The following is a 1,908-nucleotide window of genomic DNA, read 5'->3' as shown; positions in this document are numbered from 1 at the left end:
TGCCGACCCAATCGGCCAAAACGGCGCGGTGCAAATCAAGGCCTGCACGCGCTAATATCTGGCTCTGGCGATACAATGGCAGATGGTCTGCATATTTGCTCACCAGAACATGGGCTATGGTGGCCTCGGTTGGCAGGCCGCCCATGATCAAATGCGACCGCGCGGGTGCCTGAACAACCCCGTCAGTGCAGATCCGGCAGGCATATTTCGGGCGTACAGAAACAATGACCCGTAACTGTGCCGGCACAATATCCAATCGCTCGCTACGATCTTCGCCAATTTTGTGCATGATGCCACAGCCACACGGACAAATCAGGCTGTCCGGCTCGATGATTTCCTCGATACGTGGCAGCACATCAGGAAGGTTACCGATAGTGCGCTTGGGGGCAAGTTTATTCCTCGTTCTGACCTCGGCTTCTTTGTCCGCACACTTCCCCTTTGCTTCTTCGACCTCGCTCAAAGCAATGGACAGATCCTCAAACGCCAGCTGCCGCTCATCCGCGGTCAGCTTTTCAGACCGTTTGCCATACAAAGCATGGTTCAACTCGGCGATCAGATACTCTTGCCGCTTGGTGATTTGCGTAAGCGTTGCCACTTTTTCCATCAACATCAAAACCGCCGCGCGTTGCTCGGCAGGAATGGCAGAAAGGTCGATGGCAGGCGTATTTGACATGTGCCAAAACTATCATAAATCTCCGGTAAAAACATGCATAAACAAGCAGTTGATTCATTCTGCCGCAACTGGCGGGCGTATTTCCAACGCTTTGACTTTGCGCCAGTCGAGCCCAGCAAACAGCGCCTCAAACTGGGCATGGTTCAACGCTATTACCCCGTTCTTGATGGCAGGCCAGATAAAGGTTGTAGCCTCTAACCGCTTGTAAGCCATCACCAAGCCAGTACCGTCCCAATATAAAAGCTTCAATCTGTCCGCCCGACGCGAGCGGAAGACAAAGACCGTGCCCGTGAACGGATCCTTGCGCAGCACTGATGACACAATTGCAGTCAGGCCATCATGCCCTTTCCTGAAATCCACGGGCTGCGTCGAGACCAGAACCCGCACGCGGTTCGAAGGAATTATCATGAGCGCGTCCCGATCGCCCACACAATCTCGGCAATGCGCGCAGCCCCCGTACCGCCATCAAGCCGGATTATTATATTGCCTGTCACTATCTCCACCGGTACCGCCTTCGTAGCGTCACCTTTATTCGATTGTTCTGAAATGGCGGGCACAGCAGCATCGTGGCCGATATCCGACAGCACTACAGGTGCAAAACACAAATCGTCATCTTCAACCGCTGGCAAAACCAACTTGCCGTCACGCGCCCGGCTCCGCCATTCAGAAAGATGGTTCGCCCGAAGTCCGTAGCGCGCTGCAACTGCGTTCACTGTTGCACCGGGCTTCAAACTTTCAGCCACAATCCGCGCCTTTATATTATCAGGCCAGCGCCGCTGACCATTCCCGCGGATATCTATGCCATAGCCCTTGAGAAACTCCACCGTAGTTGCCATCGCGAAACTCCCGCCAAATCTACACAAACGGAAATCGCAGATATAAAAGGCAGACAGAAGGTGAGATCCAGAAAACGCTTACGATGTTTGAGCAGTAGCTTTTGATATTCATGAGCGCAATATTGGCTCCCACGGTCTGTGTGTTGAATACAACCCGGTGGTGGTTTGCGTAAAGCCAACGCCATATTCAGTGCCCTTAATGCAAGATCCTGCTTTAATCGATCACCTGTTGCCCAGCCAATCACGCGACGGGAATACAGGTCAAGGATAACAGCAAGATAGACCCATCCTTCTCTGGTCCAAACATAAGTGATATCGCCTGCCCATTTCTGGTTGGGTGCGCTTGCGCTAAAGTCTTGTTTTAATAGGTTCGGTGCAATGTTGAAGGTATGATGACTA

Annotated in this window: 3 protein-coding genes and 1 pseudogene; all 4 read right to left on the bottom strand. The window is 52.6% G+C overall.

The genetic code is table 11. From position 1 onward, the window contains the following. On the bottom strand, positions 1-610 hold a 610-nt coding region (locus FHS77_RS16005), incomplete at its 3' end, for an IS66 family transposase zinc-finger binding domain-containing protein (RefSeq protein WP_343061038.1). Between the two features lie 117 nt (positions 611-727). Further along, positions 728-1,081, bottom strand: coding sequence for an IS66 family insertion sequence element accessory protein TnpB (gene tnpB / locus FHS77_RS16000; RefSeq protein ID WP_184224906.1), 354 nt, complete (start codon positions 1,079-1,081; stop codon positions 728-730). After that, complete coding sequence (tnpA, locus tag FHS77_RS15995) at positions 1,078-1,509, bottom strand: IS66-like element accessory protein TnpA (RefSeq protein WP_184224905.1); 432 nt, start codon at positions 1,507-1,509, stop codon at positions 1,078-1,080. Before tnpA ends, tnpB begins: the two co-directional genes overlap by 4 nt. An 83-nt stretch (positions 1,510-1,592) precedes the next feature. After that, a pseudogene (locus FHS77_RS15990) lies at positions 1,593-1,908 on the bottom strand (DDE-type integrase/transposase/recombinase); the annotation flags it as partial.

It is taken from the genome of Paenochrobactrum gallinarii, assembly GCF_014205685.1.
GTDB lineage: Bacteria > Pseudomonadota > Alphaproteobacteria > Rhizobiales > Rhizobiaceae > Paenochrobactrum > Paenochrobactrum gallinarii.
This window is presented reverse-complemented; position numbering and strand designations above follow the sequence as displayed.

Excerpts from the sequence above, each read along its gene's own strand:
- tnpB (WP_184224906.1), bottom strand. The coding sequence starts at position 1,081 with ATGATAATTCCTTCGAACCGCGTGCGGGTTCTGGTCTCGACGCAGCCC.
- tnpA (WP_184224905.1), bottom strand. The coding sequence starts at position 1,509 with ATGGCAACTACGGTGGAGTTTCTCAAGGGCTATGGCATAGATATCCGC.